Genomic DNA, 22,508 nt, shown 5'->3' with positions numbered 1-22,508 from the left:
CCCGGGACGTCCCCGCGCACCCGTGCGCGGCCCGTCCGGACGGCGGCCGACCGCAGGCACCCGCGAACGGTGCCGACCGCAGGCTCCCGCGGAGGTAACGCGCATGACCACCCGACCCACCCGCCGTTCCGGCCGCCGCAGGCGCAGCCGCAAGGGGACGATCATCGGGGCCTCGGCGGTCGCCGCCGCCCTGGTCGCGGGCGGGACGGTGGTGCTCGCCTCCTCGGCCAGCGCCGCCCCGCTCGGCGCCGTCTACAGCCGGACCAGCAGCTGGGACACCGGCTACACCGGCCAGTACCTGGTCACCAACCCGGCCGCCGATCCGATCGAGGACTGGACGCTCAGCTTCGACCTGCCGGCCGGCGCGAAGATCGACTCGCTCTGGAACGCCACCTTCACCGTCGCCGGGCAGCACGTCACCGTCAGGCCGGAGGCCTGGAGCAAGCGGCTGGACCCGGGGAAGGGCGTGGTGGTCGGCTTCGTTGCCCAGGGCGCCGGCCCGGCGCAGGCCGAGCCCGGGAACTGCCTGATCAACAACGCCTCCTGCACGGCCGGCGAGGGCCCCGCGCCCACCCCCTCCGGACGCCCGACCACCACCCCCACGGTGGCGCCCACCGGCTCGGCCTCGCCCACCGCGACCGCGACGGCCGGTCCGACCGCCACTGCCACTGCCACGGCCACCGGGAAGCCGACCCCGACCGCCACCGCGAAGCCGACCGCCACCCCGACCGCCACCCCCACGGCGACCGGTGTGCCCGTCCCCCCGGCCGGCACCGGGGGCGGCTTCGCCCCGTACGTCGACACCTCGCTCTACCCGCCCTACGACCTGGTCGCCACCGCCAAGGCCACCGGGGTGAAGCGGTTCACCCTCGCCTTCGTGGTCTCCGGCGGCGGCTGCGTACCCAAGTGGGGCGGGGTCAGCGACCTGTCCGCCGACGCGGTGGCCGCCCAGATCGGCGCCCTGCGCGCGATCGGCGGCGACGTCCGGGTCTCCTTCGGCGGCGCCAACGGCAGCGAGCTGGCCCTGGCCTGCGGCTCCACCGCGGACCTGGCCGCCGCGTACCGCACGGTGATCGACGCGTACGGCGTGACCCGGCTCGACTTCGACGTCGAGGGCGGTGCGATCGACGACACCGCCGCCAACACCCAGCGGGCCCAGGCCGTCGCCCAGCTCCAGCGCGAGGCCGCCGCGAAGGGCAGTCCGCTCGACGTCTCCTTCACCCTGCCCGCGCTGCCCTCCGGCCTGACCCAGGACGGCGTCGACCTGGTCGCCGGTGCCAAGGCCGCCGGCGTCGCGATCGGTGCCGTCAACATCATGGCCATGGACTTCGGCGACGGCGTCGCCCCCAACCCGCAGGGGCGGATGGGCACGTACGCGATCGCCGCGGCCACCGCCACCCAGGCCCAGGTCAAGAGCGTGCTGGGGCTGGACGACGCGGCCGCCTGGCGCAAGGTCGCGGTCACCCCGATGATCGGCGTCAACGACGTCGCCAGCGAGGTCTTCACGGTGGCCGACGCCGAGCAGCTGGCCGACTTCGCGGCCGGCAAGCACCTCGCCTGGCTGGCCATGTGGTCCGGGACCCGGGACAAGGCCTGCGCCGGCGGCGCCAGGCCCACCGCGGACGCCAGTTGCAGCAGCATCGTCCAGCAGCCGCTGGACTTCACCCGGGCCTTCGGCCGCTACACCGGCTGAGGCCCCCGCGCCGGGCTCCGGCCCCTCGGACCGCCCCGGCCGCCCGTGCTCAGCCCGCAGCCGGGCACGGTCGGTCGGGGCATTGTCGGTCGGGGCACTGTCGTCACTGCGAGTAGTCGATCGCGCCCAGGACGGGATGGGTCGCATCCGGTATCGTCGCTGGTTGGCCGAGCGGTGGACGGAGTGGACAGGTGACAGCGGTACAAGACGAGCGCAGCCCGGTGCGGACCGTATCCGCCCCGTCGCCCGCTCCCCTGTCCGACCGGCTGCGCGTCGCGCTCGGTGCCCCCGTGCGCGCAGTGCGTGAGGCCCCCCGCCGCCCGATGCTGATCGCCTCGTCCGTGGCGCTGCTGTCGCTGGTCGTGTACGCAGTGGTCCGCCACTTCGTCCACACGTCGATGGTCGACATGATCGTCTACCGGGCCGAGGGCGCCGCCGTCGCCAACGGCACCGACCTCTACGCGCTGCGCGTCACCGAGTGGAACCTCCCCGCGACCTACCCCCCGTTCGCGGCCATGCTGTTCGTCCCGACCACCTGGCTGCCGATCCCCGTCCTCCGCGTGGTGATCACTCTCGGCAACCTCGGGCTGCTCGCGCTGATGTCCCACCTGTCCTTCAAGCTGGTCGGCTGGCCGCGCCGCGAACTCCGGCCGATCGGTGTGGTCCTGATCACCGGCCTCGGCGTCTGGCTCGAACCCGTCTTCACCACGCTCCGGTACGGCCAGATCAACCTCGCGCTCGGCTGCCTGATCCTCTGGGACCTCACCCGGTCCGACGCCCACCGCAGCAAGGGCATCGCGATCGGCATCGCCGCCGGGATCAAGCTCACCCCCGGCCTGTTCGCCGTCTACCTGCTGATCACCGGCCGGGTCCGGGCCGCCTTCACCGCCGGCCTCACCTTCCTCGGCACCTTCCTGATCGGCGCGCTCTTCCTCCCCGACGCCACCTGGGGCTTCTGGACCAAGTACCTCTACGACTCCTCCCGGGTCGGCAAGACCGAGATCGTCGACAACCAGTCGCTGCGCGGCGCCTTCGCCCGGCTGCTGCACAGCGCCGACCCCGGCTTCCTCGCCACCCTCGGGGCGGGCCTGGTCGCGGTGGCCGGCCTCGCCGTCGCCGCCTGGGCCGTCCGCAGCGGCCGCTGGCTGCCCCGGGCCGAGGCCTGGGGCTTCTGCGTCACCGCCGTCACGGCCGTGCTCATCTCGCCGATCAGCTGGACCCACCACTGGGTCTGGTGCGTGCCGGTCCTCGTGCTGCTCGCCGCCGAGGCCTCCGTCGAGCGCGCCCGCCCGGCCGGCGTCCGCCGACTGCGCTGGCGGGCCGCGTTCTGGGCCACCCTGCTGGCCTTCCTGTCCTTCGCGATGTGGGCCGCCAAGCCGGTCGGCGCGGCCGTGCTCCACATGTCACCGCTGAACCAGCTGCCGACCTCGGTCTATCCGTGGGTCGGCCTCTGCTTCCTGCTCGCCGCCGCCATCCGGATAAGGGCACGTCGGCGCTCCGCCGGTGCCCCGCTGGTCCGGCTGCCCGGACAGCGGGACGGCGACGGCGGCCCGGACGCCGCCCGCGGTCGTCAGCAGGCCCCCGCGGCCCGCTGAGCCGGCGGGGGCTCTCCGTACGCTCCGCAGCCTCCGTACGCTCCGTACGCTCCGTACGTTGCGGCGTGCGACCGGCACGACCGGCACGACCCGCATGGCCCGCACGTCTACGCGAGCAGCTCGGCGAGCGAGCCGTCCATGTCGAGGGCGGCCAGCTCGCTGCCCGGCGGGACCAGCCGGTGCGCCCGCTCCAGCCAGGCCGCGACGACCGGCAGCGGCGCCTCCAGCAGCGCGTCCCCGGCCGGGGAGCTCAGCGCCATGCACAGCACGCTGCGCCGGCCCGAACGGGTCGGCCAGATCCGCACGTCGCCCTGGCCGCACGGGCGGAAGGTGCCCTCGACCAGCAGCTCGCGGGCGAACACCCAGGTCACCGGGGAGCCGGTGTCCAGGTGGAAGGTGATGTACACGGCGTACGGGTCGTGGCTGCCGTAGGTCAGCCGGGCCGGGACGGGGACGCTGTGCTCCGGGGAGAGCACCAGGTTCAGCTCCAGCTCGTGCTCCACGACGCTGACGGGGCGGTCCATGATCGTCTTCCTCTCTGCCTTCGGTTCGTGCCCGCTTCCGGGCCCTGTGACCTTTGAGAGGGCGGTCCGCGCCGGTTCTTACACACGTTTCCGGGATTTCTCCGGGAAGTTTCGGGCGGCGGGGTGTGGCGGTCCCGCCGCGCGTGGGCCCCTACCCCGGGCGGGCCTCCGCTGTCCGGGGAATCGTCAACTTTCCTTGGGGGCTCCGGCGAGGTACTACCCTTTGTAACTGTCCGGCGACTGTCCGCCTTCGGTGGCGCCCCCACGTGCCCCGAGCGCCCCGTACGCCCCGGGGTGTGCGCGGGCGCGGCGTGGCCCTGTGCTCGGACCGACCCGGTTCCGACCACGTTTCGATCTTTGGATCTGCCGAGGCCCGCCCCTCAACGGCCCTCGTCAAGGCCCGACAGGAGAGAAGACCCCCATGACGGACCGCTCCTTCGCCGCCGGCGGCGACCCGGCCGTCGCACCCGAGCCCGGCTACTACGCCGACCCGTCCATCCCCGGGTTCGTCCGCTACTGGGGCGGCTCGGCCTGGGTGCCGGGCACCAGCCGGCCTGCCCCCGTCGAGGGCGAGGTGCTGCAGCCGCCCCGGTACGCCACCCGGCGGCCCGCCCCCGCCCCCGCCCCCGCCCCCGCCCCCGACGTCGCGGCGGCGCGGGTGGTGCCGCCACCGGTGGTGCCGGTGCCGCCGGCGCGGTCGGAGTCGCCGGTGCCGCTGGTCGTGCCGGTGCCTTTGTCCGTGCCTGTTTCTGCGCCGGTGTCCGTGCCTGGTTCTGCGCCGGGGCCGGTGCCGATGGTGCCCGTGCTGGACGGGCGGGAGGCTCCGGGGGCAGGGGACACCGGGCCGGTGTACCTGGACCAGACCACAGGCGGGGCGTCCTTCGTGGTCGGGCCGCGGGTCGCCGAGGTGATCGGCGGGCCGGTGTTCCGGATCGTCGAGCCCGCGCTGGAGGAGGCTCCTGGGGTGGGCGGTGCCGCCGAGGCCGGTGCCGGTGCCGACGCCGGAGCCTCGGGGTGGCAGGCGGATCCGCGGGCGCAGCGGGGCCTGATGGAGACCGGTGGGGCCCCGCGCTGGGTGTCCTGGGGGGTGCTTCCGGGGGCGCCCGAGGAGGAAGAGGGGCGTGCGGAGGGGGAGCGCGCTGCGGTTGCCGTGGAGGTGGCGGCGGCCGTCGCGCCCGCCATGACGGGCGCGGTCCGCGAGGTGGCGGCGCCGACCGCCGGGGCGGCCGTCGAACCGGCGGCCCAGGTGGCGGCCGAAGTGGGGGCCGGTCCCGGAGCGGGGGCCGGTCCCGGGTCGGCGCCGGTCCCGGCCGTCGTCGCCGCGTTGCCGGTGGTGCGGCCGGCCCGGGAGTCCGCCGTCCGTCGCCGACCGGCATCCCCGGCGCCCCTGGTGCCCGCCGGGCTGGGGCGGCGGCTGGCGGCCCGGGCGGTGGACACCGCGGTGCTGCTGGTGGTCGCCGTCGCGGCCGGGATCCCGCTCGGCAGCTCGGTCTCCGACCACCTCCAGCAGAAGGTCGACCAGGCCAGGATGGCCAGCTCCCTCGCCCGCCGCCACGTGCAGGTCTGGCTGGTCGACGACGTGGTGCTGGCCAAGGTCGCCGCCCTGCTCGGCATCCTGGTGTTCGTCAGCCTCGTCTACGAGGTGCTGCCGATCGCCCGGACCGGCCAGACCTTCGGCAAACGCCTGGCCCGGATCCGGGTGGTGGACGCCGGTGCCCCCGGCGGACGGACCACCCGGCTGAGCCTCGGCCGCTCGCTGCTGCGGTGGGTCGTCCGGCAGCTCGGCACGGTGCTGCTGCTCGGCCTGGTCTGGCCGGTGTTCGACCGGTCGGCCCGGCGCGGCTGGCAGGACCGGGCGGCCCGGACCAGGGTGGTCCGCAGCTGAGCCGGCCGTTGCGGTCCTGGGTGCCTGGGTGCCTGGGTGCCTGGGTGCCTGGGTGCCTGGGTGCCCGGGTGGCGTTCGCCGGGTCGCCGATCGAGCTGCGTGACAGCAAAACGGACAAAATGTCCCAAAGGCCGAGAATCCTCGATGTTCTACTCGGGGGATGAGCACCCACGACCCCTCAGGCCCCCAGCCGGAGGGGGGCGGTCCGCCCTCCTTCGACAAGCAGCCCCCCACCCCGGGCGGCGGCACGCCGGACGGCGAACCGCCACGACCCGCCCCGTCCGGCGCCCCCGGGGAGGGCCCCGGCGCCTACCAGGGCAGCTACGGCGGACCGACCCCCGGTCAGAACCCCTACGGCCAAACGCCCTACGGCGGACAGCCCTACGACCAGCCCCCACCCGGCCACGGCCCCGACTCCGCCCCGTACGGCGCCCCCAGCGGCGGACCCGTTCCCGGCATGCCGCCGATCGGCACCTGGCCCAAGCGGATCGTCGCCCGCCTCATCGACTACGTCCTGATGCAGGCCATCGGCGTCATCGTCATCGGCCCCTTCGTCGACCTCAGCACCCGCGAGGGCACCACCGAGGCCTTCTGGCTCGGCTGCGCCGTCTACCTCGTCTACGAGGCGCTGATGCTCAGCCGGGACGGCCAGACCCTCGGCAAGAAGGCCATGAAGATCCGCGTCGCCATGCTGATCGACGGCAACTCGCCGACGCAGTCCGCCGCGTGGACCCGGGCCGCCGTCTACATCCTCCCGGCCGTGCTCTGCTGCGCCGCCGTGTGGTGGGTCATCGACGGCCTCTTCGGCGTCTTCGACAAGCCCTACCGGCAGTGCCTCCACGACAAGGCCGCGAAGACCGTCGTGGTCACCACCGAGATCTGACCGCGACAGCGCTGATCCGTCGCCCCGTCGACCCGTCGATCAGCTGATCGGCGGATCAGCGCTGCCGGGCGTACTCGCGCCCGGCAGCGGCCGCGGAGGCCCCGGAGCGGTCGCCGACCGCCGCCGAGCGGGCGGACACCGCCATCGAGAGCACCGTCACCACGGTGCCGAGCGCCAGCGCGAACCCCACCAGCACCGCGACCTCCAGGACGCCCGAGGCGCCCGAGACGGCCAGCAGCGCCACTGTGGTGGCGACGACGGTGAACGAGCCGAGGCAGAACTGGGCAGCGGACGGACGTGGCATGGCGGGGGGTCCTTCGCACGTCGGGGGAAACGGGCGGGAATGATGCCGGTGCCAGAAGTCCTACCCGGCAAGGGAGTTCGGCACGACCAGGCTAGCCCGCGAGGCCGGGGGCACAGGGGGCGCACGGGCTCACCCCGGGGTCGTCCGCACCCCTCGGTACGGTGGAACCCGTCCGACACCACGCAGACCCGGGGGAACCGACCGTGCCCATCCCCACCGACTGGCCCACCACCGAGGCCCAGGCGCTCGCCGAACAGGAACGACTGCGGCCGCTCGTCCGCGCCCAGGACGACGGCACCCCCGGCCCGCTCATCGCCGGAGTCGACGTCGCCTACGACGACGACCACGACCTCGTCGTCGCCGCCGCCGTCCTCCTCGACCGGGACACCCTGGACGTCGTCGAGGAAGCCACCGCCGTCGGCCGGATCGCCTTCCCCTACGTCCCCGGACTGCTAGCCTTCCGCGAACTCCCCGCCGTCCTCGACGCGCTGGCCGCCCTCACCCGCACCCCCGACACCGTCGTCTGCGACGGCTACGGCCTCGCCCACCCCCGCCGCCTCGGCCTCGCCAGCCACCTCGGCGTCCTCACCGGACTGCGCACCCTCGGCGTCGCCAAGACCCCCTTCACCTTCGACCACCACGACCCCGAGGCCGCACGCGGCTCCTGGACCCCGCTCACCGACCCCGTCACCGGCGAAGAGGTCGGCCGCGCGGTGCGCACCCAGCCCGGCGTCAAACCCGTCTACGTCTCCGTCGGCCACCGCATCGGCCTCGACACCGCCGTCCGCACCACCCTCGACCTCGCCCGCCGCTACCGCCAACCCGAGACCACCCGGCACGCCGACTCCCTCTGCCGCCGCGCCCTCGCCGAAGCCCTGCAGACCAGGACGCCCTCGAACTGACCGTGCACCGGGCGGGGTTCCGACCCGGTGTGTTAGACATGGGACACCGGGGCCCGGGCCCCGAAGGCCAGGAACGGACGCACGGGGGGCGCCGCAATGGGAACAGGGACCGGTTCGACCGGCGGGGCCAACCAGGGCTACCGGGTCGAGATCGAGCAACTGCGCACGTTCGCCGGGCAGGTACGGCTGCTGTTGAAGGAATTCGAGAAGGACGCCAACGGCAGCACCACCCACGGACGCAGCGGCATCGGCAAGACCGCCTTCGGCACCTTCGCGGAGGCGACGGAGATCCACGGCCGCTACAGCACCATGCGGGACGCCCTGCGGGACGTGCTGAACCAGCTCCAGCAGGCGATCGATCAGGCCCAGAAGAAGGCAGAACTCACCGCGACCAACTACGAGGAGCAGGACCAGCACGTGGGCACGAAGCTCAAGCTGGCCGGCGACGGTTGGTCCGTGTCCGATCCCTCGGCCACCAGCCAGGTCGCGTACCAGGCCAACCAGGTCCCGTCCCGGCGTGGCAACGCCACCATCTGACCGATCGCCCGACCGGAGGTGAACAACCCGTGACCTACACCGATTTCACCAAGTACAGCCATGCCGATCTCCGCACGATGGCACAGGCCCTCGACCCCGGCGCGGTGATGGCCGCCGGCGACCCCTGGCGCAAGGCGGCGACCACGCTCAAGGAGATCCGCAAGACCCTCACCAACGTGAGCACCGAGGCGGCCACCTCCTGGGAGGGCACCACCAGCGACTCCTTCCACACCTCGATGCTGACCCTCGCCACCAACATCAACGAGGCCGCCGCGTACGCCAACGACGCGGCCAACACGCTGCACAACATGTCCGAGGCGATGGCGACGGCCAAGCGCACCATGCCCGAGGAACCGGGCAGCTGGGACCAGTTCAAGGACAAGGTCGGGGACTTCTTCAGCAGCGAGGACGACCACATCCAGCTCACGGACCAGAAGAAGGCCGAAGCGGCAGCCGTCATGCAGACCCTCGCGATGCACTACCGCATCGCGACACCTGCCTTGAAGGCTCCGCCGTCCCTTCAACGACCGCCGGTGGACGACAGTCGAGACGCCAGCCCGCAGGCCGACCCGACGGGGGCGGCGGCTGCAGTGGCCGCAGTCGTCTCAGGTGCTTCGTTCGGGACCGGAGGGGCGTCGGCGCGGTCGGCAGCCGGCGCCACGTCAACGCGGCCGAAGTCGCAGCCTCCGATGGTGGCCCGCCCCGCGGTCAAGGGGACAGCGGCCCCGACCGACTCCGGGATCAGGGGAGGAGTGGCACAGGCGCTCCCGAAATCGCCGCCAACCACGGGGCGTACTTCCAGCGCGGGCATCTCGGGTACGCCGATGCCCGGACAGGGCGGAAGTGTGCCGAGTCCGGTCACCTCCGGGACCCAGACGTCCGGCTTGAATGTTCCGCCGACCGTGGCTCCCGGCAGCGGACCGATCGGGGGCGGCGGTGAGCGGACGACTGCTGTCCATCCAGGACCGTCGGTGCAGGGCTCTCCTGCTGGTTCTGGCCTTGGCGCCAAGGAATTTTCGAGTGGCGCGGCTCCGGTGGAGGGGCCGGGTCTTCGAGGTGGCCGAACTACCGGGATCGGTGGTGAGGTCCATCCAGGTATCGGAGCCGGAGGAAGAGGAGCGGCCGGGGCCAGACAGCTCGCTGGACCGCTGGCCCGGCCCGGGGGAGCCGTCGGCGAGACGATTCCGCCCATTTCCGGAGTACGGGGCAAGCAGGCCTTCACGGAAGGAGGGTCCGGTTTGGGCGCGCGCAGCCGCCTGGGTGGGGAGGTCGGAGCCCGGAGTACAGGTGTCATGTCGCCAGGCATCCCGCTGAGCGAGGCACAGCGCGGTAGGAAGAACCGAGGGAAGGACGGTAAGCGGCCGGACTACCTCGTCGAGGACGAGGAGACCTGGGCGTCGGACAAGCCGGCCAATCCGAACGTGGTGGAATGAGGGCCGGTCCGTGAACGGCCGGGTGATCTGATCGCATCCCCGCAGGTCGGTGATCTGCGGGGATGCCTCGTTGAGTGGGGTGAACGGGGTTGACGAGCCGCTCGTTGGCACGTGGTACGGCGGTCCTTGCGGCTGGGGCGCTGGTCTGGGCCGTCGCCGCGCCGGCGGCTCTGGCCGATGAGGTCAGGGACAAGCAATGGGCTCTCAAGACCTTCGAGGCCGAGACGAAGGTCTGGCCGGTGAGTCAGGGCGAGGGCGTCGTCGTTGCGGTGATCGACAGCGGGGTGAACTCGGAGCACCAGGACCTGACGGGGCAGGTGCTTCCCGGGGCCGATTTCTCCGGTGCCAAGTCGGACGGGCGTACTGACACGGACGGTCACGGTACCGGGATGGCGAGTCTCATCGCGGGGCACGGGCACGGTACCCAGGCCGGAGTGATGGGGCTGGCCCCCAAGGCGAAGATCCTGCCGGTGAAGGTGAGAACGAGCGACGGCGGTCCTGTGCCGGAGCAGAACGATCTGGCGGCGGCGATTCGTTTCGCGGTGGACCACGGTGCGACGGTCATCAATATGTCCGTCGGGGGACCGTTCCACTTCGACTCTCAGGCCCGGAAAGCGGTGGAGTACGCGGTGTCGAAGGACGCCGTACTGGTCGGGGGAGCCGGCAACAGCGTCGCGGACCTGAGCGTCAACTATCCGGCCGCCTTTCCCGGTGTGGTGGCCGTCGGGGCGGCGGACGCCAAGGGGGTGGTGTGGGGCAGCTCCAAGCCCGGTCCCGAACTCACGCTCCTCGCACCCGGTGTGGAGATCTACCGTGCTTCGGCGAAATCCCTGACGAGCTATGCGATCGGGAACGGTACGTCCGACTCCACTGCCTACGTCTCCGCTACCGCGGCTCTCATTCGGTCCAAGTACCCGAACCTGTCCGCCGGGCAGGTGATCAACAGGATGATCAAGTCGGCTACTCCCCCGCCGGATGGGACAGTGGTGCCCAATGTCCACTACGGCTACGGGGTCGTCGCCCCGGAGAAGGCGCTGGAGCCGAATCCGGCGGTGGACAACGGGCCGAAGGAGAACCCGCTCGCGAACCGGCCCGAGTCGTTGGGCGCGCCACCCGGCGATGACGAGAGCGACGCGACGGGCCAACCATCGGCCGTACCCGAGGCCACGTCAGGCGGCAGCAGCGGCAGTGGGCTGGTGATCGGCGCCGGTGCGGTTGGTGTTGTGGTGGTGGGGGCGGTGGTCGCCGCGGTGGTGCTGCGGCGGCGGGGGCGGCGGGGGGTTGAGGGGGCGCCGTACGGTGGGGGCGGTCAGTGAGTGCTGAGCCAGTCGTCGCGTAGGGCGGCCATGTGGAGGACGTCCCAGTAGCGGTCGTCCCAGTGGTGGGCCTGGCGGGCGCGGCCTTCGAGGACGAAGCCGGCCTTGGTGTAGGCGCGGGCGGCGCGTTCGTTGTACTCGAAGACGTCGAGGTGGACGCGGTGGAGGCCGACGGTGGCGAAGGCGTGGCGGAGGACCAGGACGGTGGTCTCGGTGCCGATGCCGCGGCCGACGCTGTCGGGGGTGAGGGCGATCCGGTAGTCGGCGGAGTTGTTGTCCGGGTCGACGTTGGTGAGGGCGGTGTCGCCGAGGAAGCGGCCGGTGGTCGGGTCCTCGACGGCGAGGTCGAGCCGGTCGGGGTGGTCGGCGCGGGTGGCGCACCACTGGGCGATCTGGTCGCGGGTGAAGGCGGTGCGGGTGCCGGTGAGCCGGTTGGTCTCCTGGTCGGTGCAGTGCGCCCACAGCGGGTCGGTGTGCCGGGCCGCCAGGGGGACGAGGCGGATGGTGGGGCCGTGCAGGGTGGGTTTCACCGCGAGGGCTGAGAGGTCCGTGGCCATGGTGCCCAGGATGCCCGGTGGGGCCGGTTCGTGCCGGGATTTTCGGTGCGGGGCCTATGCGGCGACGGCGATCTGCTGCCGGTGGTGGGTGGGGGTGGTGAGTTGGTCGACGATGGCGAGGGCGAGGTCGGCCTGGGCGATCCGGGGGCCGAGGACGTGGGGGCCGCCGATCCGGTAGCGGCCGGTGCCGGGGGCGGTGCGGTCGAGGTCCATGGGCGGGGTGACGACGACCCAGTCGAGGGTGGCGGGGGAGTCGTGGAGCAGGTCGAGGGCGGCGGAGTGGCCGAGGGAGAAGGTGCGGTAGGCGTCGGGGAAGGCGGGGTCGTCGTGGACGGCGACGCCGGGGGCGGTCTGCAGGGTGGTGGCGATGCCGACGCTGAGCAGCCGGGGGACGCCGGCGCGGCCGAGGCCGTCGACGAGGGCGCTGGTGGCGGCGCGGTAGAACTCGGTGGACGGGGTGTCGGGGGTGTAGACGGAGCTGACGGCGGCGGGGTGTCCGGGGGCGGTGGCGGCGACGGCGGCCGGGTCGGTGACGTCACAGCGCACCAGGGTGACGCCCCCGCCGGCGAGGTCGGCGAGGTCGGCGTGGCGCTCGGGGTCGCGGACGGCGGCGGTGACGGTGAGGCCGCGGCGGCGGGCCTCGGTGATCACGGCGCGGCCGACCTGCCCGCCCGCGCCGTAGACGATGACGTCCGCGCGGTGCTGCTGCCGGGGCGTGGTGGTGGTCATGGGGGCCTCCGTCGGTCGGTTCAGGTCGGTTCAGGTCGGTTCGGGTCGGTTCGGTGGCGGGCGTGGTGGCCCGCCGGTGCCGTGACGGTAGACCGGGGGGTGCCGGTTACTTCAACGGAACCGGCTCCGACGGCCGGTGCCGCCCTGCCGCAGAGCCGGTCCGGCGGGTACGGTCGGGGCATGACGCAGACCGGGCCGGCGCCGCTGCCGGCGGACTTCTTCCCGGCCGACTGCCCGGTGCAGTCGGTGCCGGTGCTGGGCAGCCGCAAGTGGGCCTGGCGGATCATCCGTTGCCTGGAGGGCGGGCCGCGCCGGTTCTCGGAGCTGCGGGTCCCGTTGGCGGGCATCACGGCGAAGGTGCTGGCGGAGTCGCTGCGTTCGATGGAGCAGGACGGCGCGGTGGTCCGGACCGAGTACGCGGAGAATCCGCCGCGGGTCGAGTACGCGCTGACGCCGTTGGGGCGGACCCTGCTGGGGCCGATGGACGCGGTGTGCGAGTGGAGCCGGGAGAATCTGGGCAGCCTGCTGGCGGCCCGGCTGGAGTACGAGCGGGCCGGGGGCTGATCGCGCCGGGGCTGATCGTGTCGTGCACCGCTCGGACGGGGGCTGCTCGGACGGGCGCCGGCCTGGCAGCATTTCGGCGGTCGCTGGCGGCCTTGGCGCTGGTGGGGCCGGGTGCGGGGCGGCCATGCTGGGCCCATGAGCACTCCTGACCAGCACCTCGCGAACCCCGTCGACGCCGGCACCCCCGCCCCGGGAACCTCCGCCCCGGGCACCCCCGCCCCCAGCGCCCCGGACGCGATCGTCCCGGACGCCAAGGACTGGACCTGGGTGCTCGAACGCGCCTGCCCCGACTGCGGGTTGGACACTCCGGCGGTGGCCCCGGCGGAGGTCGCCGCGATGGTCCGGGCGAACGCCGAGGCCTGGCTGGCGGTGCTGGCGGGGGACGAGGACGGGCTGCGCCGTCGGCCGGCTCCGGGGGTGTGGTCGGACCTGGAGTACGCCTGCCACGTCCGGGACGTCTTCCGGCTGTTCCTGGTCCGGCTGGACCTGATGCTCGACCAGGACGGCCCGCTCTTCCCGAACTGGGACCAGGACGAGACCGCGGTCGCCGAGCGCTACCGGGAGCAGCGGCCGCAGGTGGTGGCCGGGGAGCTGGCGGAGGCCGCGGCGGCGTTGGCGGCGGCGTTCGGGGCGGTGTCGGGGGAGCAGTGGGAGCGGACCGGGAGCCGCAGCGACGGGGCGCGCTTCACCGTCGGGTCCTTCGCCCGCTACCTGATCCACGACCCGGTGCACCACCTGTTCGACGTGACGGGCGAGCGGGTCTGACCCCGGTCGCCGCGGTTCACCAGCCGGAGGCCTCGCGGAGCATGGTGCGCCGGAGCCGGCCCGCGACGCTGGCGGTGTCGGTGCCGATGACGTCGGCGATCTCGGGGGCGGCGAGGCCGACGACGTAGTGCAGGATCGCCAGGTCGTCGTCGGCGGGGTGGCGGTCGGGGACGGGGATCTCCTGCGGGGTGTGTTCGGCGACGGTGCCGCGCAGGATCTGCCAGGCGAGCGCGGTCGGGTTGGGGCTGGTGAGCAATTCCCGCCACTGGACGGCGATTTCGGCGAACGCCTGTTGGACGGCGGTGGCCGCTTCGGCGTGCTCGGTCAGCCACACCCGGGCGTAGCTGAGGTACCGGGGGCGGTGGAGTTCGCAGAAGGCCGCGAACTCCAGCGGTACGTCCTCCGGTTCGCCGGGCCCCGGGGGTGGCTCGGCGGCGCTCGTGTGACGGTTGGTCATCTCGTCTTCTCGGAAGGGGAGATGGGTTTCTGACGGTCGATCATCTGTGCTCACTCTACGGTAGGCCCTCGGTGCGCTGGGTGACCAATCCGATGGAATGCCTGGAACCCGCTGCGGCGCGTCCGGTTCCGGTGACGGGCGGTGCGGCGCGGCGGCGGTACTGCCGGTGGAGGCCGGTGAAGGGCCGGTCGAGGGCCGGTCGAGGGCTGGTGGTGGGTCGACCGGGGCCGCCGGGGCCCGGCCGGGGGAGTGCTGCACAGTGGTGCGGGGGCGCGGGTGCGAGCGTGTCGCAGCTGGTCAGGGGGTGTGGGACGGCAGGGGTCGCACGGCAGTTGAGGTGCCACCGTAGGGCCTGCCGGGTCCGGCGTCCACGCCCAGGGCGCGAAGCCGGGGCCGCACAACCGTCTGCGCAACCGCGCTCACGACGGGGGTTGCGCCGGGCCGGGTGGCGGGGGGTGCGTCGAAAGCGCCCCGGCGGCCTGCGGCGACCGGGGCGCGGATCGGGGCGGGGAGGTGCCGCCCGGTCAGGGGGTCGGCCGGGCCTCCGTGGGGGCGATCAGGTCGTCGGCGGTGTTGCCGCGTTCGACCTGGGCGGGGAAGGACTCGACGGCCCGGCGCCGGGCCAGCTGGGCGGCCGTTGCGGCCGCTGCCGCGGCAGCCGCGGCGGCTCCGGCGGCGGCCTCCTCGCGCTCGCACCGGTGGGTGCCGGGCGCTGCGGTGGCCTGTGCGGCCGAGGGGTGGCCGGCTGTGGCGTGTGCGCCCGCCGGAAACCCGTTGGCCGGATGCCCGTTGGTCGGGTGTCCGTTGGTCGGGTGTCCGTTGGTCGGGTGTCCGTTGGTCTGGTGTCCGTTCGCCGGGTGGCTGTTGGCGAGGTGGCCGTTCGCCTGGTGTCCGCCCGCCGGATACCCGTTCGCCGCATGGCCGACGGCGTGCTGTCCGGTGGCGTGCGCCCCTCCGGCGTGCGTCGCGCCCGTGCGCGCCCCCGCCGCGCGTCGTCGGCGCCCGAGTTCCGCCCGTTCGGCGTGTTCCTCGGCCGCCTGTCTAGCGGCCAGGTAGGCCTGGACGGCGGCCATGCCGTAGACCGGCTGGATGAGCTGGTGGCCCTTGAAGAAGGGTCTGGCCGGGGCGAACCCGGCGGCGACCACGAGGTCGCGGATCTCTGCTATCTCGGCCTCGCTCCGGGCGGTGAAGCGGACCTCCCAGCCCTTCTTGTACGTATGGCCCTTCTCGCCGCTGCGGCGGGCCGGATCCGGGCGGCGGACGTACCCGGGCAGACGGCCGAGGCGGAGCTGGGCCGCGCGGAGGCCGGCGGTCTCGTCACGTGACATGACGTAAGCCTAGGCAATCCCGGAAGCGCGTTTGACGCCCCGGGGGTCCCTCGCCGTATGCCCTTGATCACTCTGGGTCAGACGACCAGGTCGGCGATCGTTTCCGATCAAACCCGATAGCCATATGAACGTCATTTACTCCAAATGAGTGAGGGTATGAGGACTTTAGTGCAGGCTGATCCCGGTTTCGCGACGGTTGAGTAACAGTGCGTCAGGCAGTGGCACGGGGGGCGTGGCGGTTGGGGATGGTGGGCGCATGAACGAACGTAGTGAGCGATTCGTCGAGGGGCGCGCATGAGCTACCGGATCCCCTCGCCGCCGCCGTCCCTGGAGGAGCTGGCGAAGCGTCAGCAGAACGTCGTCACCGCGAGCCAGCTGCGCGCCCGGGGCGTGCCGGCCCGGGTCATCACCGAGCACTGCCGCCACGGCGGCCCCTGGCAGCGGCTGCTGCCCAGGGTCTACCTGCTCCAGTCCGGCGAGCCCACCCCGGAGCAGCGGATGTGGGCCGCGCTGCTGTACGCGGCGCAGAACGGCCGGGAGGAGGGCCGCCGGGAGGGTGCGGTGATCACCGGGGCGGCCGCGCTGGCGCTGTACGGCTTCGCCGCCGTGCCCCGGCTGCCCGCGGTGACCGGGGTGGACGTCCTGGTACCCCGCCAGCGTCGGCTCAAGGACGCCGGCGAGGTGCGGATCCGGCGCACCGAACGGGAGTTGGTGGCCCGCTCGGTGCACGGGCTGGCCTGCGCGCCGGTGGCCCGGGCGGTCGCCGACGCGCTGGCCGAGTGGACGGCGGACGGGCTCCCGGTGGACGCTCCGGTGCCGGTGCGCGAGGTGCTCCGGGAGGCCGTCGCCCGCCCGGAGAACCGCTGCACGGTGCGGGAGTTGGCCGCCGAGCTGGTCGAGTCGGGGCTGACCGGGGAGCCCCGGGTGCGGGCCGCGCTGGACGAACTCCTGGCCGCCGAGCGGGAGTTCGTGCTGGAGCGGGTCGACCGGCTGGTGGACGAGTGGCTGCTGCCCGCCCCGCTGGTCGCCCCGGAGCTGCGGATGCGCGGCGGCACCTACATCGGTGTCCCGGACCTCTACTGGCCGGAGCAGGGCGTCGCGGTGGAGGTGGACTCGGACCTGCGCTGCGTCAGCGAGGGCGAGGCCGCCTGGGTGCGCGGCGGCCAGCACCGGATGGAGTACCTGGGGATCCGGGTGGTGTACGTCTCCGGCGCCCGGCTGGCCGCGGACCCGGAGGCGGTCGGCGGCGAGCTGCGCGAGGCCTACCGGGCGGGCGGGACGGACGTGGTGGAGCTGATGGTGGTCTGAGCACCGACCGCACCGACCGCGCCGACCGCACCGACCGCACCGCTCGTGCGCGGGCCGGGTCCAGCGGGCCGGGCCCAGCAGGTCCGGCTCAGGCCGGCCGGACCACCGGCGCGCCGACCAGCTCGACCCCGGCCGCCCGCAGTTCCTCCAGCGCGGCGGCGGTGGTCTCCGGCGCCACCCCGGCGGTGAGGTCGAGCAGCACCCGGGTGGTGAAGCCGGCCCGGGCGGCGTCCAGGGCGGTGGCCCGGACGCAGTGGTCGGTGGCGATGCCGACCACGTCGATCTCGTCGACCTGCCGTTCGCGCAGCCACTCCACCGGGCCGCGGTTGTTCTCGTCCAGCCCCTCGAAGCCGCTGTAGGCCGCCGAGTAGGCGCCCTTGTCGAAGACCGCCTCGACCGCGCCGGAGATCACCGAGGGGGCGAAGTTGGGGTGGAAGCCCACGCCTTCGGTCCCGGCCACGCAGTGCACCGGCCAGCTGGAGACGTAGTCCGGCTCGGCGGAGAAGTGCCCGCCCGGGTCGATGTGGTGGTCCCGGGTGGCGAGGATGTGCTGGTAGCCGGCGGGAGACTCGGCGATCAGGTCGGTGATGGCGGCGGCCACCTCGGCGCCGCCCGGGACGGCCAGGCTGCCGCCCTCGCAGAAGTCGTTCTGCACGTCGACGACGATCAGTGCCCGGTGCATGGCTCGCATCCTCGGATGTGGGGGGCGGGTGCGCCCCGGTGGCGGGTCCCTCGCGAACGCCGGACGGCCGGGGAGGAACTCCAGGGGAACTCTACGGCTGACTCTAGGGAGTGGCGCGCGGCGGCGGAAGGCTTGGGGCCCGTCTTCGGGCCCGGCGGCCCACCGCCGGTCCGCGCGGCCGTCCGCGACGCTCCGCAGGAGTCGGCGGGTCTGTCGGCAGGTCGGCCAACCGGTCGTCTGCCGGCCAGCCGGCCGACCGGACCGCCGGTCAGTCGATCCAGCCGGCCGACCGGACCGCCGGTCAGTCGATCAGCTCGGTGGGGATGACCGGGTCCCCCTTGGACAGCTGGGTGGCCGACAGCGGCAGCGCGGCCCGGGCCCGGACGTGGCGGTCGCGGGCGGCGGTCAGCGGTTCGCGGCCGACGGTCTCGCCGGCCAGGACCAGCGGCACCTGGACGAGGTGGGGCCGCAGGTCCTCGGGGATCGGCCCGGTGCCGACCACCTCGGCCTCGGCGACGCCCTCGGCGTCGGGTCGGCGGGCGGCCCACTTGCGGCCGCCGACGCTGGTCTTGCCGCCGGCCGCGCGCTTGGCGACCGGGACGAGCGGGCCGTCCGGGGTCTCGGCGCGGGCGACCAGCTTGTAGACCATGGCGCAGGTCGGGTGGCCGCTGCCGGTGACCAGGCTGGTGCCGACGCCGTAGCCGTCCACCGGGGCGGCGGCGAGGGCGGCGATGGCGTACTCGTCCAGGTCCGAGGTGACGATGATCCGGGTCTTCTCGGCGCCGAGTTCGTCGAGCTGACGGCGGACCCGGTGGGCGGCCAGGATGAGGTCGCCGGAGTCGATCCGGACGGCGCCGAGTTCGGGCCCGGCCACTTCGACGGCGGTGCGGACGGCCTCGTGCAGGTCGAAGGTGTCGATCAGCAGGGTGGTGCCCCGGCCCATCGACTCGATCTGGGCCCGGAAGGCGTCCCGTTCGCTGTCGTGCACCAGGGTGAAGGCGTGCGCGGAGGTGCCGGTGGTGGGGATGCCGTACCGGTAGCCGGCCTCCAGGTCGGAGGTGGCGGCGAAGCCGGCCACGTAGGCGGCCCGGGCGGCGGCGACGGCGGCCTGCTCGTGGGCCCGGCGGGCGCCCAGTTCGATCACCGGCCGGCCGCCGGCCGCGGCGGTCATCCGGGAGGCGGCGGCCGCGACGGCGGAGTCGAAGTTGAGGATCGAGAGGATCACCGTCTCCAGGATCACCGTCTCGGCGAAGCTGCCCTCGACGGTGAGCACGGGGGAGCCGGGGAAGTAGACCTCGCCCTCGGGGTAGCCGTGGATGTCGCCGCGGAAGCGGTAGTCGGCCAGGAACCGCAGGGTGTCCTCGTCCACCACGCCCTGCTCGGACAGCCAGTCCAGCTGGGCGGTGTCGAAGCGGAAGTTCTCGACGGCGTCCAGCACCCGGCCGGTGCCGGCCATCACGCCGTAGCGGCGGCCGCTGGGGAGGCGTCGGGTGAACGCCTCGAAGACGGAGCGGCGGTGCGCGGCCCCGCTGCGCAGGGCGGCCTGCAGCATGGTGAGCTCGTAGCGGTCGGTGAGCAGCGCGGTCGAACCGGCCGCGCGCACTGATGTGGCGTCCATGAGGATGATGCTACTACCACTTAGCGTCAGAGTGACGATTTCTCTCGACGCGACCCGGGGCGGAATCGCCCGGGTGTCCCCCGGATGGCAGCATGGGGCGTGAGAAGTCACGGACGAGTGTGCAACGAGGAGGCCTGCCGGTGAGTGTCGCGCCCGTGGAGATCGAGCGCCCGGAGGTCGAAGGACTGCCGGTGGCGGAGCCGGACACGCCCTGGGTGACCATCGTGCACAACGACCCGGTCAACCTCATGAGCTACGTCCAGTACGTCTTCCAGGCCTACTTCGGCTATCCGAAGGACAAGGCCCGGAAGCTGATGATGGACGTGCACAGCAAGGGTCGGGCGGTGGTCTCCAGTGGCTCCCGCGAGGAGATGGAGCGGGACGTCCAGGCGATGCACGGCTACGGCCTGTGGGCGACGCTGCAGCACGACTGACCTCCCCTCCGGCGTACGACCGACCGGGCGACCGACTGACCGCCCGCCTCCCCGGCGGTGCGGGCGAAGACGACGAAGACGGGCTGACCGATACAGATGGCTGGGTTGTTCGAGAGCACCGGCGATGGTGGCGCGGCGATCGCGCTGGACGAGGTGGAGGCCTCCATCCTGCGCTCGCTGGAAGTGCAGATGCTGGAGCTGATCGGCCCCGGCCCGGGCGGGGAGAGCGACGACCCGCTGGCGGCGCTGTTCGCCGAGGGGCCGAGCGAGGCGCCCGCGGACCCGGCGCTGGCCCGGCTGTTCCCGGACGCCTACGGCGACCCGGCCGCGCCGGCCGACACCGAGGCGCAGGCCGCCTCGGCCGAGTTCCGCCGTTACACCGAGCTCGACCTGCGGGCCCGCAAGCGGGACGACGCGCTGCAGGTGGTCCGGTCGCTGGACGGCCTGGGCGGCGGCGGGGTGCTCAAGCTGCCGGCCCCCGACTGCCTGCGCTGGCTGGGCGCGCTCAACGACCTGCGGCTGACCCTCGGGGCGCGGCTGGAGATCACCGAGGAGGACGAGCAGGGCCTCTACGGGCTGCCGGACGGCGACGAGCGCAAGCCGCTGGTGATGGCCTACCTGTGGCTCGGGGCGCTCCAGGAGTCGCTGCTGGAGGCGATCGCCGACTGACGGTGGAGCGGTTTCCTCCGCTTCGTCCGGCGATCCTGCCCGCTTTCGGGCAAGCCCCGGCCGTTCCGTCCAGCATGCGGACGATCGGCCGGGGCATTTTCGCATAAATCGGGCAAAACCTAGCAGGACATGCTCAAATATCGCTCAGATGAACACCGGTATCCGGATCGGGCGTGGTACGACTTCTCCCCACAAACGAGACCCACCAGGACGGTGACCATGGCCGAGCAGACCTACGACCAGGTGGTCGACGGGAAACCGGACGAAGAGGGCTACGAGCGGGGGCTCGGCAGCCGCCAGATCCAGATGATCGCGATCGGCGGCGCGATCGGCACCGGCCTCTTCCTCGGCGCCGGCACCGCGATCTCCAAGTCCGGGCCGAGCCTGATCCTCTCCTACGCGGTCGCCGGCCTGGTGATCTTCGCGATCATGCGCGCCCTCGGCGAACTCCTCACCTACCGCCCGGTCTCCGGCAGTTTCGCCGAGTACGCCCGGGAGTTCCTCGGCCCCTTCGCCGGCTACGTCACCGGCTGGACGTACTGGCTGTTCTGGGTCGTCACCGGCATGGCCGAGACCACCGCGGCCGCCGTGTACGTCAAGTTCTGGGCGCCCGGCATCCCGCAGTGGGCCAGCGCGTTGACCTTCCTGGTCATCCTCTACGCGGCCAACCTGATCTCGGTGAAGCTGTTCGGCGAGATCGAGTTCTGGTTCTCCATGGTCAAGGTCACCGCCATCATCGGCATGATCCTGATCGGCATCGGCGTGCTCACCCTCGGGTTCAGCAAGGCCGGTGACACCGCGTCGATCACCCACCTGTGGCAGGACGGCGGCTTCTTCCCCAAGGGCATCGGCGCCACCGTGATGACCCTGCAGATCGTCATGTTCGCCTACCTGGGCGTCGAACTCGTCGGCGTCACCGCGGGCGAGAGTGAGAACCCCGAGAAGACCCTGCCGCGCGCCATCAACACCCTGCCCTGGCGCATCGCGCTGTTCTACATCGGCGCCCTGGTGGTCATCCTCTCGCTGGTGCCGTGGCGGGAGTTCCAGCCCGGCGTCAGCCCGTTCGTCGCCGCCTTCGGCAAGATCGGCATCCCGGCCGCGGCCGGCATCATCAACTTCGTGGTGCTCACCGCGGCGCTCTCCTCCTGCAACTCCGGGATGTACTCCACCGGCCGGATGCTGCGCGACCTCGCCCTGCGCGGCCAGGCCCCCGGGCAGCTCACCAAGCTCAACAGCCGCCGCACCCCGGCCTTCGCGATCACCATCTCCTGTGTGCTGATGGGCGCCGGCGTGGTCCTCAACTACCTCGTCCCGGCACGGGCGTTCGAGTACATCACCTCGGTCGCCACGGTCTGCGGGCTGTGGACCTGGGCGATGATCCTGATCTCCCAGATCCGCTACCGCAAGGCCTGGCAGGCCGGCCACCTGCCGCCGCCCACCTTCAAGGCCCCCGGCGGCGCCTGGGTCAGCTGGGCCGCCCTCGCCTTCCTGGCCATGGTCGTGGTGCTGATCGCCCTGGACGCCGACAACCGGATCTCGCTGTACGTCTTCCCCGGCTGGGCGCTGGTGCTGGTGATCGGCTACCAGGTGCTCAAGCGCCGCAACCCGGAGTCCGTCCACGGCACCGCCCACGACCACCTGCACGCCCGCAACGGCGGCTGACACCCCCGGCGCGGCCGGGCGTCCGCAGGCCCGCGACCGTGTGGCGGACACCCGGCGACCGGGCCTCGGACGCCCCGGCGGACATCCGGTAGGGCGTGGCATCCTGGCCGACATGCTGACCATCACCCGAGAGATCCGCGACCGGATCGTGGCCCACGCCCGCGCCGACCACCCGGACGAGGCCTGCGGCGTGGTCGCCGGCCCGGCCGGCAGCGGCCGGCCCGAGCGGTTCGTCCCGATGCTCAACGCGGCCCGCTCGCCCACCTTCTACGAGTTCGACTCGGGCGACCTGCTCAAGCTCTACCGCGAGATGGACGACCTGGACGAGGAGCCGGTGATCGTCTACCACTCGCACACCGCCACCGAGGCCTACCCCTCCCGCACCGACGTGAGCTACGCCTCCGAGCCCTTCGCCCACTACGTCCTCGTCTCCACTGCCGAGGGAGCCGCCGAGGACGACCCCTACGAGTTCCGCTCGTTCCGCATCGTGGACGGCGAGATCACGGAGGAAGACGTCCAGGTCGTCGAGGCCCACCCGGCCTGACCGGCACCCACCCGGACCCGGCCCGCCCACCACCCCCCAGCGGGCGGCCGGGCCCCCGCCTACCGGCGGCATCAAAGCAACGGAAACCAAAACAACCCGTTAGCGGGGCGGGCCAGTCG

The 22,508-nt window shown here is 73.1% G+C and carries 23 protein-coding genes; 15 read left to right on the top strand and 8 right to left on the bottom strand.

Annotated features, from left to right (window positions below; translation table 11 throughout):
- Positions 1-103: 103 nt before the first annotated feature.
- Together ACFXOZ_RS11100 and ACFXOZ_RS11095 are read left to right on the top strand one after the other, a co-directional pair.
- On the top strand, positions 104-1,693 hold the full coding sequence (locus ACFXOZ_RS11100) for a cellulose binding domain-containing protein (RefSeq protein WP_380589475.1): 1,590 nt from the start codon (positions 104-106) through the stop codon (positions 1,691-1,693).
- Positions 1,694-1,884: 191 nt separating this feature from the next.
- The gene (locus ACFXOZ_RS11095; protein WP_380589472.1) at positions 1,885-3,288 is read left to right on the top strand and encodes a glycosyltransferase 87 family protein; all 1,404 of its coding nucleotides are present in this window, start codon (positions 1,885-1,887) and stop codon (positions 3,286-3,288) included.
- 107 nt (positions 3,289-3,395) lie between these two features.
- Here the strand turns inward: ACFXOZ_RS11095 and ACFXOZ_RS11090 are convergent, their stop codons facing one another.
- Positions 3,396-3,812 (bottom strand): SsgA family sporulation/cell division regulator, encoded by a 417-nt coding sequence (locus ACFXOZ_RS11090; RefSeq protein ID WP_188307044.1) that lies wholly within the window; start codon positions 3,810-3,812, stop codon positions 3,396-3,398.
- 421 nt (positions 3,813-4,233) lie between these two features.
- Here ACFXOZ_RS11090 and ACFXOZ_RS11085 point away from each other — a divergent pair, with 421 nt between their 5' ends.
- Both ACFXOZ_RS11085 and ACFXOZ_RS11080 read left to right on the top strand, forming a co-directional pair.
- Complete coding sequence (locus tag ACFXOZ_RS11085; protein WP_380589469.1) at positions 4,234-5,697, top strand: RDD family protein; 1,464 nt, start codon at positions 4,234-4,236, stop codon at positions 5,695-5,697.
- Positions 5,698-5,857: 160 nt separating this feature from the next.
- Positions 5,858-6,580 carry an RDD family protein gene (locus ACFXOZ_RS11080; protein ID WP_380589466.1) on the top strand — a complete coding sequence of 241 codons (723 nt, stop codon included), beginning with the start codon at positions 5,858-5,860 and terminating at the stop codon, positions 6,578-6,580.
- A 55-nt stretch (positions 6,581-6,635) separates the two neighbouring features.
- Here ACFXOZ_RS11080 and ACFXOZ_RS11075 read toward each other — a convergent pair whose 3' ends face one another.
- Positions 6,636-6,884 carry a hypothetical protein gene (locus ACFXOZ_RS11075; RefSeq protein ID WP_380522522.1) on the bottom strand — a complete coding sequence of 83 codons (249 nt, stop codon included), beginning with the start codon at positions 6,882-6,884 and terminating at the stop codon, positions 6,636-6,638.
- A 203-nt stretch (positions 6,885-7,087) separates the two neighbouring features.
- On the opposite strand from ACFXOZ_RS11075, the gene ACFXOZ_RS11070 reads away from it, so the two are divergent.
- The 4 genes from ACFXOZ_RS11070 to mycP all read left to right on the top strand — a co-directional run bounded on the left by ACFXOZ_RS11070 (position 7,088) and on the right by mycP (position 11,072).
- Positions 7,088-7,786, top strand: coding sequence for an endonuclease V (locus tag ACFXOZ_RS11070; RefSeq protein ID WP_380522523.1), 699 nt, complete (start codon positions 7,088-7,090; stop codon positions 7,784-7,786).
- 96 nt (positions 7,787-7,882) lie between these two features.
- Positions 7,883-8,323, top strand: a complete 441-nt coding sequence (locus tag ACFXOZ_RS11065; protein WP_380522524.1) for a hypothetical protein — start codon at positions 7,883-7,885, stop codon at positions 8,321-8,323.
- A 29-nt stretch (positions 8,324-8,352) separates the two neighbouring features.
- Complete coding sequence (locus ACFXOZ_RS11060; protein WP_380589463.1) at positions 8,353-9,756, top strand: WXG100 family type VII secretion target; 1,404 nt, start codon at positions 8,353-8,355, stop codon at positions 9,754-9,756.
- A gap of 89 nt (positions 9,757-9,845) precedes the next feature.
- Positions 9,846-11,072 carry a type VII secretion-associated serine protease mycosin gene (mycP, locus tag ACFXOZ_RS11055; protein WP_380589460.1) on the top strand — a complete coding sequence of 409 codons (1,227 nt, stop codon included), beginning with the start codon at positions 9,846-9,848 and terminating at the stop codon, positions 11,070-11,072.
- Here mycP and ACFXOZ_RS11050 read toward each other — a convergent pair.
- Positions 11,066-11,629 carry a GNAT family N-acetyltransferase gene (locus ACFXOZ_RS11050; RefSeq protein WP_380522528.1) on the bottom strand — a complete coding sequence of 188 codons (564 nt, stop codon included), beginning with the start codon at positions 11,627-11,629 and terminating at the stop codon, positions 11,066-11,068. The two genes, mycP and ACFXOZ_RS11050, sit on opposite strands and share 7 nt — an antisense overlap.
- A 54-nt stretch (positions 11,630-11,683) precedes the next feature.
- A complete protein-coding gene (locus tag ACFXOZ_RS11045) occupies positions 11,684-12,358 on the bottom strand; it encodes an NAD(P)-dependent oxidoreductase (RefSeq protein WP_380589457.1) in 675 nt (224 codons plus the stop codon).
- Between the two features lie 180 nt (positions 12,359-12,538).
- Between ACFXOZ_RS11045 and ACFXOZ_RS11040 the strand changes: the two genes are divergently transcribed.
- Positions 12,539-12,922, top strand: coding sequence for a winged helix-turn-helix transcriptional regulator (locus ACFXOZ_RS11040; RefSeq protein WP_375883065.1), 384 nt, complete (start codon positions 12,539-12,541; stop codon positions 12,920-12,922).
- A gap of 135 nt (positions 12,923-13,057) precedes the next feature.
- Positions 13,058-13,687 carry a DinB family protein gene (locus ACFXOZ_RS11035; RefSeq protein WP_380589454.1) on the top strand — a complete coding sequence of 210 codons (630 nt, stop codon included), beginning with the start codon at positions 13,058-13,060 and terminating at the stop codon, positions 13,685-13,687.
- A 16-nt stretch (positions 13,688-13,703) separates the two neighbouring features.
- Here the strand turns inward: ACFXOZ_RS11035 and ACFXOZ_RS11030 are convergent, their stop codons facing one another.
- Positions 13,704-14,144 (bottom strand): hypothetical protein, encoded by a 441-nt coding sequence (locus tag ACFXOZ_RS11030; RefSeq protein WP_375883069.1) that lies wholly within the window; start codon positions 14,142-14,144, stop codon positions 13,704-13,706.
- A 524-nt stretch (positions 14,145-14,668) separates the two neighbouring features.
- Positions 14,669-15,472, bottom strand: coding sequence for a hypothetical protein (locus tag ACFXOZ_RS11025; RefSeq protein WP_380589451.1), 804 nt, complete (start codon positions 15,470-15,472; stop codon positions 14,669-14,671).
- A 294-nt stretch (positions 15,473-15,766) separates the two neighbouring features.
- On the opposite strand from ACFXOZ_RS11025, the gene ACFXOZ_RS11020 reads away from it, so the two are divergent.
- Entirely contained in the window at positions 15,767-16,780 is a 1,014-nt protein-coding gene (locus tag ACFXOZ_RS11020; RefSeq protein ID WP_375883072.1) for a hypothetical protein, read from the top strand.
- An 88-nt stretch (positions 16,781-16,868) separates the two neighbouring features.
- Here the strand turns inward: ACFXOZ_RS11020 and ACFXOZ_RS11015 are convergent, their stop codons facing one another.
- A complete protein-coding gene (locus ACFXOZ_RS11015; protein WP_375883075.1) occupies positions 16,869-17,462 on the bottom strand; it encodes an isochorismatase family protein in 594 nt (197 codons plus the stop codon).
- Between the two features lie 301 nt (positions 17,463-17,763).
- Positions 17,764-19,080: a nicotinate phosphoribosyltransferase gene (locus ACFXOZ_RS11010; RefSeq protein WP_380589448.1), complete on the bottom strand. Its 1,317-nt coding sequence runs from the start codon at positions 19,078-19,080 to the stop codon at positions 17,764-17,766.
- 140 nt (positions 19,081-19,220) lie between these two features.
- Here ACFXOZ_RS11010 and clpS point away from each other — a divergent pair, with 140 nt between their 5' ends.
- From clpS to ACFXOZ_RS10990, 4 genes are all read left to right on the top strand, one after another.
- Positions 19,221-19,514, top strand: a complete 294-nt coding sequence (clpS, locus tag ACFXOZ_RS11005; RefSeq protein WP_380522531.1) for an ATP-dependent Clp protease adapter ClpS — start codon at positions 19,221-19,223, stop codon at positions 19,512-19,514.
- 96 nt (positions 19,515-19,610) lie between these two features.
- Positions 19,611-20,183, top strand: a complete 573-nt coding sequence (locus ACFXOZ_RS11000; RefSeq protein WP_375883081.1) for a DUF2017 domain-containing protein — start codon at positions 19,611-19,613, stop codon at positions 20,181-20,183.
- Between the two features lie 219 nt (positions 20,184-20,402).
- Complete coding sequence (locus ACFXOZ_RS10995) at positions 20,403-21,845, top strand: amino acid permease (protein WP_375883083.1); 1,443 nt, start codon at positions 20,403-20,405, stop codon at positions 21,843-21,845.
- Between the two features lie 112 nt (positions 21,846-21,957).
- Positions 21,958-22,389 carry a Mov34/MPN/PAD-1 family protein gene (locus ACFXOZ_RS10990; protein ID WP_375883086.1) on the top strand — a complete coding sequence of 144 codons (432 nt, stop codon included), beginning with the start codon at positions 21,958-21,960 and terminating at the stop codon, positions 22,387-22,389.
- Positions 22,390-22,508 lie beyond the last annotated feature (119 nt).

The sequence above is a fragment of the Kitasatospora sp. NPDC059160 genome (genome assembly GCF_042755465.1).
GTDB lineage: Bacteria > Actinomycetota > Actinomycetes > Streptomycetales > Streptomycetaceae > Kitasatospora.
This window is presented reverse-complemented; position numbering and strand designations above follow the sequence as displayed.